Source organism: Streptomyces albus subsp. chlorinus (genome assembly GCF_013302895.1).
In the GTDB taxonomy this organism is placed as follows: Bacteria; Actinomycetota; Actinomycetes; order Streptomycetales; family Streptomycetaceae; genus Streptomyces; species Streptomyces chlorinus.
Window position 1 is genome coordinate 6,513,041 of the sequence record NZ_VJOK01000001.1, and the last position, 4,495, is coordinate 6,517,535.

Sequence of the window (4,495 nt, forward strand, 5' to 3'; positions counted from 1 at the left end):
GGCTCGCCCGGCCCCGGGGCGGCCCCGGGGGTCCTGGGGGGCTCCGGTCCCGGCGGTCCCGGCGGGCCGAGCGCGTCGCCCACCTGTCCCGGCGACACCGCCTCCCCGTCCCCGAGCCCCACCGGCTCCGCATCGCCCTCGCCCTCGCCCGGCCCCACCGGCAGCGACGGCCCGTGCGGCGAGCCGGGGAACGAGCTGAGCGCGCGGCGCGGTCGACGGCGGGCATCGGAGGTCCACGCCTCCGGTGCCCGGACAGGAAGAAGCCGCCCGCGGACCCCCCACAGGCCGCGGGCGGCAGCCCAGCGGTGGCACGGCGGGGTCTCGGGGAGAGACCCGGTGCCGTGCTCCAGCGTGCCTCACCCGGCCCCCGCTGAGCAGGGGCCGAACGGCCCTTGTCGCCCCGGCCCGGCCCCGCCCCGACCCGGCCCCGCCCCCGACCCAGCCGCCCCGACCCGGTCCCGTGGCCGCCCGGTCCCGCCCCGCCCGCTCCCATGCCGCAGGTACCGGTGCGGGGCCGCCGCCACCGGGGGCCGCGGCGGGGATCGGTGGTGCGCGGCCGCGGGGATCAGTGCGGGTGCGGTCCGTCGTGGTGCACGGGGCCGTGCGGGGTTTCGCAGTGCGCCGTGGCGGTGAGCGCGTGGGCCCCGGCCGGCAGGCGGTCGGCGTGGTCGATCTGGAGCGTGGTGTGGGTCAGCCCGTACCTGTCGGCCAGCAGCCGGTCGAGGTCGCGGCGCACCCGGTGGCAGTCGCCGCCCGGCTCGACCAGGACGTGCGCCGAGAGGGCGGGCTCGCCCGAGGTGATCGTCCAGATGTGCAGGTCGTGCACCTCGGTCACCGCGTCGGCCGCGGCCAGTTCGTCGCCCACGGCGTCCGGGTCGAGGCCCTCGGGCGCCGCCTCCAGGAAGATCCGGCCCGAGTCGCGCAGCAGCCCCCAGCCTGCCTTCAGCATCAGCGCGACGACGAGCAGGGTGGCGATGGCGTCGGCGCGGGCGTAGCCGGTGACCAGGACGACGAAACCGGCGACGGCGGTCCCGATGAAGGCGAACAGGTCGTTGAGGATGTGCTGGTAGGCGCCCTCGACGTTGAGCGAGGAGCGGTTGGCCCGGGACAGGCACCAGGTCGCCAGCAGGTTGACCACGATGCCCACCAGCGCGGTGGCCACCACCATCCAGCCGGTCACCTCGGGCGGGTCGAGCAGGCGGCGCACCGCCTCGTAGCCGAGCCAGAGCGCCGCCAGGATCAGCGTCAGCCCGTTCGCGTGGGCGGAGAGGATCTCGGCGCGCTTGAGGCCGAAGGTGTAGCCGCCCCGCGCCGGGCGTGCCGACAGCCGCATCGCGACCAGCGCCAGCACGATCGACACCGCGTCGGTGAGCATGTGCGCCGCGTCCGACAGCAGCGCCAGCGAGCCCGCCACCACGGCGATGGACGCCTCGACGGCGATGAAGGCGACGATCAGTGCGAGCGCCAGTGACAGCCAGCGGCGGTCCGCTCCGGCCGAGACCCCGTGCGTGTGCCCGGCGTGGCCCTGTCCGTGCCCCGCCTCCCCGTGCCCGTGCTGGTGACTCGCGCCCACAGCCACTCCTCCCCATCGGCGAGCCGCTGGTGCGGCCCCGGCTGCCTGAAGTGAAACCCACCTCCCAGCCAGGGTGCAAAGACTGCACCGGTGACCGTTGTCAAAACCGATAACACTGCGCTGACCTGCGGCTTCTTCATGATTTCCGTTGTCGTCGGGAGGGCACCGGCGGCTGCGTCCACCTGGTGCACCAGGACGACTCCGGCCGGTTTCCCGGGGTGGGGGAGGGCCGGATCTGAGAGGCTGGCCGCGACCGAACGGTGATCGACATGAGAGACATGGGCGGTGCGAGTGGCATGAACCGTGGGTCCCCGAACACCGACCGGCGCACGGCCGCCGTCGAGGCGGCGCTCGCCGCGCTGGACCTGCCGGGCAAGGCAGCGCTGCTGAGCGGTACGGACATGTGGTCGGTCGGCCCGGCCGCCGCCCGCGCGGCCGGTTTCGGCCGGCTCGTCCTCTCCGACGGCCCCGCCGGGGTGCGCGGCGAGGACTGGACGCCCGAGGACCCCAGCATCGCCCTGCCGTGCCCCACCGCGATCGGTGCCACATGGGATATCCGGGCGGCCCGCGAGGCCGGGCTGCTGCTGGCGCAGGAGGCGCGCCGCAAGGGCGCCCACGTGGTCCTCGCCCCGACGGTCAATCTGCACCGCACCCCCTACGGCGGACGCCACTTCGAGGCGTACGCGGAGGACCCGGAGCTGACCGGCGTCCTGGGTGCCGCCCTCGTCGAGGGGCTCCAGGACGGCGGTGTCGGCGCCACCCCCAAGCACTACGTGGCCAACGACGCCGAGACCGACCGCTACACCGTGGATGTCCGCGCCGACGAGCGCACCCTGCGCGAGCTGTACCTCGCGCCGTTCGAGCGCATCGTGCGCACCGCCCGCCCCTGGGCCCTGATGGCCGCCTACAACAGCGTCAACGGCGTGACGATGAGCGAGCACGACGCGCTCACCAACGGCGTGCTGCGCGCCGAGTGGGGGTTCGACGGCGTCCTGGTCTCCGACTGGACCGGCGCCCGCTCCACCCTCGGCTGCGCCCGCGGCGGCCTCGACCTGGCCATGCCGGGACCGGACACCGTCTACGGCGAGCATCTGGTCGCCGCCGTCCGGGAGGGCCGCGTCCCCGCCGAGACGGTCGACACCCTCGCCCGGCGGGTCCTGCTGCTCGCCGCCCGGGTGGGGGTCCTGGACGGCGCCCCGCCCGCCGTGCCCGCCCACGCGCGGCCCGCGCCCCTCGACGGGACCGCCACCGTCCGCGACCTGGCCACCCGCTCCTTCGTCCTGCTCCGCAACGAGAACGCGGCTCTCCCCCTGGACGTCCCCGGCCGGACCGGCGACGGCACCGCTACCGGCGCCGGCAAAGCCACCGCCGCCAGCGCCGCCACCGCCACCGATGGTCCGGACGGGGCCGTGCGGCGCCTCGCGGTGTGCGGGGTGCACGCCGCCGCACCCCGGTTCGGCGGCGGGGGCAGCTCGCAGGTCTTCCCCGCGCGGATCAGTACCCCGCTGGACGCCCTCCGCGACGCCCTTCCGGCAGGTGTGGACCTGTCCTACGAGCCGGGGCCCGACCCCCGCGCCCGACTGGCCCCCGCGGGCGCCGCCGACGGCTTCCGGCTGACGGCCGTGCTGCACGGCCTGGACGACACCGAACTCGCCCGCACCGACCAGCGCGACGGCAGCGTGCGCTGGATGGGCAGCCTGCCCGGCGGGGCCTCCTTCGCCGACCTGGGCCGCGTGGAACTGGTGGGCGAGTTCACCCCGGCCGTCAGCGGTACGCACCGGCTCGCCGTCCGCGGGGTCGGCCACTTCCGGCTGGAGGCGGGGGAGCGGGTCCTGTACGAGGCGGAGCTGCCACCCGAGAGCGAGGACCCGGCCGCCGCCTTCCTCAACCCGCCGCAGCGGGTCTTCCTCCTCGACGCGGAGGCGGGCACCACCGTCCCCGTCCGGCTCGTCCACTCCGTACCGTCACGTGGCGTCGGCGGTCTGTTCGGGCTGGTCTCCTTCGAGCTGGGCTACGGCGCCCCCGCCGTCTCCGACGAGGAACTGATCGAGCGGGCCGTCCGCGCGGCAGCGGCGGCCGACACCGCGCTGGTGTTCGTCGGCACCACCGACGAGTCGGAGAGCGAGGGCGTCGACCGCGAGCACCTCGCCCTGCCGGGCCGCCAGGACGACCTGGTCGCCCGCGTCGCCGAGGCCAACCCCCGCACCGTCGTCGTGGTGAACGCGGGCGCCCCCGTGCTGATGCCGTGGCGCCACGACGTGGCCGCCGTGCTGCTGTGCTGGTTCCCCGGCGAGGAGGGCGGCAGCGCGCTCGCCGACGTGCTCCTCGGCGCCGCGGAGCCGGGCGGCCGGCTGCCGACGACCTGGCCCGACGCGGAGGACGGGCTTCCCGTCCGCCAGGTCGTCCCCGACAGCGACGGACAGCTGCCGTACAACGAGGGCCCCCGTATCGGCTACCGCGCCTGGCGGCGTGTGGGCGGCGCCGAGCCCGCCTACTGGTTCGGGCACGGTCTGGGCTACACCACCTGGGAGTACGAGTTCCTCAACATCACCGGCCGCGCCTCCGCCGACTCGCCCTCCGCCGGTGACGACCCCTACGTCCCGGTCGCCGAGGTCACCGTCCGCGTCCGCAACAGCGGACCCCGGCACGGCCGCGAGGTGGTGCAGCTCTACCTGGGACCGGAGGGCCCCGAGCGCCGCCTCGCCGCCTTCGCCGTGGTGGAGGCCCCCGCGGGAGCCTCGGCGGACGCCCGGCTGACCGTCCCCCTGCGGGCCGTGCAGTCCTGGGACGACACCCTGCGGACCTGGCACGCCGATCCCGGCCCCCACACCTTCGCCGCCGGCCGCAGCGCCGCCGACATCCGCCTCACGGCCCAGCTGGAACTGCACGTCCAAGGCTGAATTCCGGTGACGGAGTGTGCTC

Annotated in this window: 2 protein-coding genes; one reads left to right on the forward strand and one right to left on the reverse strand. The window is 75.9% G+C overall.

The genetic code is table 11. The features are described 5' to 3' along the window. Positions 1-565: 565 nt before the first annotated feature. A complete protein-coding gene (locus tag FM076_RS28200; RefSeq protein ID WP_173873682.1) occupies positions 566-1,573 on the reverse strand; it encodes a cation diffusion facilitator family transporter in 1,008 nt (335 codons plus the stop codon). A 296-nt stretch (positions 1,574-1,869) separates the two neighbouring features. Between FM076_RS28200 and FM076_RS28205 the strand changes: the two genes are divergently transcribed. Next, a complete protein-coding gene (locus FM076_RS28205; protein ID WP_243274658.1) occupies positions 1,870-4,473 on the forward strand; it encodes a beta-glucosidase in 2,604 nt (867 codons plus the stop codon). Positions 4,474-4,495: the final 22 nt, after the last annotated feature.